The organism is Streptomyces sp. SolWspMP-5a-2 (assembly GCF_900091845.1).
GTDB lineage: Bacteria > Actinomycetota > Actinomycetes > Streptomycetales > Streptomycetaceae > Streptomyces > Streptomyces doudnae.
The window spans coordinates 1-1,952 of the sequence record NZ_FMCI01000338.1 but is presented as its reverse complement, the minus strand read 5'-3'; the positions used below and the strand labels follow the sequence as shown (position 1 = coordinate 1,952).

General features: G+C 77.8%; 1 protein-coding gene and 1 pseudogene. Both read right to left on the bottom strand.

The genetic code is table 11. The annotated features are described in order from the left end of the window. The coding region (locus GA0115242_RS33550) for an ABC transporter ATP-binding protein (protein WP_141721850.1) at positions 1-866 on the bottom strand (866 nt) is incomplete at its 3' end. After that, positions 863-1,935 (bottom strand): annotated as a pseudogene (locus GA0115242_RS33545) (energy-coupling factor transporter transmembrane component T). The gene GA0115242_RS33550 and the pseudogene GA0115242_RS33545, both read right to left, overlap by 4 nt. Positions 1,936-1,952 lie beyond the last annotated feature (17 nt).

Sequence of the window (1,952 nt, the reverse complement as noted above, 5' to 3'; positions counted from 1 at the left end):
GCGGTGACGCCGGTGACGGCGGCGGGCGGACCCGCGGCGGGAGCGTCCTTCCCCGCGAGCCGTTCCCGGAGCGGGGCCGACCTGCGGCGGGCGTCGCGCACGGTCAGGGGCAGCGGGGTCCAGGACGCCAGGCGGCCCAGGGCGACCACCGGCGGGTGGACCGGGGAGAGCGCCATCATCTCGGCCGGGGTGCCGACCAGCGGCGCGGTCCCCGGGGCGGTGAGGACGACGACCCGGTCCGCGTACTGCACGACCCGCTCCAGCCGGTGCTCCGCGAGCAGGACCGTCGTCCCGAGGTCGTGGACCAGGCGCTGGAGCACCGCGAGGACCTCCTCGGCGGCGGCCGGGTCGAGCGCGGACGTCGGCTCGTCCAGGACCAGCACCCGGGGGTGCGGGGTGAGCACCGAGCCGATCGCGACGCGCTGCCGCTGGCCGCCGGAGAGGGTGGAGATCGCGCGGTCGCGCAGCCCGGCGAGGCCGAGCAGGTCGAGGGTCTCCTCGACGCGGCGCCGCATCACGTCCGGCGCGAGCCCCAACGACTCCATTCCGTAGGCGAGTTCGTCCTCCACGGTGTCGGTGACGAAGTGCGCGAGCGGATCCTGGCCCACCGTGCCCACCACGTCGGCCAGTTCACGCGGCCGGTGGGTGCGGGTGTCACGGCCGGCCACCGTGACCCGGCCGCGCAGGGTGCCGCCGGTGAAGTGCGGGACCAGCCCGCCGACCGCGCCCAGCAGCGTGGACTTGCCGACCCCCGACGGGCCGACGAGCAGCGCCAGTTCACCCTCCGGGATGTCCAGGTCCACCTGGGCGAGAGTGGGTCCGGTCGCCTCCGCGTAGGTCACGGAGACGTCCTCGAAGCGGATCACGACGGCTCCCCGGGTGCGACGAAGGACGGCAACAGGCCGAGCAGGACGGCCCCGGCGGGCCACAGCGGCAGCGTCGGCGCCACCAGCGGCACCACCCGGGGCGCAGCGCCGCCGGGTCGTGGGCACCGGCCAGCACGACCAGCGCCGCGACGGCCGTCCCCGACCCGGCGACCAGCCAGGCGCGGGCGCCCCACCCGTCGGGCCGGTAGCGGGTGCGCGGCGAGCGCAGCCCGCCCAGCCGCAGCCCGCCGAGCGCCGCCGCGACCCCGGCGAGCAGCAGCGGAACCCCGTAGACGGCGCCCTCGGCGGTGAGCAGCCCGTACGTCCCCGCGCAGACCCCGAGCAGCCCGCCGAGGGTCAGGGCGCCGGTGGCGCGGTGCACGGCGGGCGACACCCGCGCCGTCCGGCCGTAACCGCGCGCGTCCATCGCGGCGGCCAGCGCCACCGACCGCTCCAACGCCCCTTCCAGCACCGGGAGTCCGACCTGGAGCAGGCCGCGCACCCCGCGGTCGGGACGGCCCCGCAACCGGCGGGCGGCCCGCAGCCGCCGTACGTCGGCGATCAGGTTCGGCGCGAAGGTGAGCGCGACGACGGCGGCCACCCCGGCCTCGTACAGGGCGCCCGGCAGGGACTTGAGCAGCCGCGACGGGCTGGCCAGGGCGTTGGCCGCGCCCACGCAGATCAGCAGCGTGGCCAGCCGCAGCCCGTCGTAGCAGGCGAAGGCCAGCGCCTCGGCGGTCACCCGGCCGCCCAGCCGGATGCCCTGCGCCCAGTCGGGCAGCGGGAGTTCGGGCAGCGTCACCAGGACGTGCGTGCCGGGGACCGGGGAGCCGAGGACGACCGCGAAGCCGAGCCGGATCAGCAGCACCGCGAGCCCCAGCTTCACGAACGCCCCGTAGGACCGCGCCCAGGGCGCGTCCGGGCGGCAGACCGCGACGACGTAGCCGCTGACGCCGACGAGCACGCCGAGCAGCAGCGGGTTGGTGGTGCGGGTGGCGGCGGTGCCGAGCCCCAGCGCCCACAGCCACCAGGCGCCGGGGTGCAGCCGCGGGCCGCGCGCGGTCCCCACGGGTCCAGCCCCGCCCG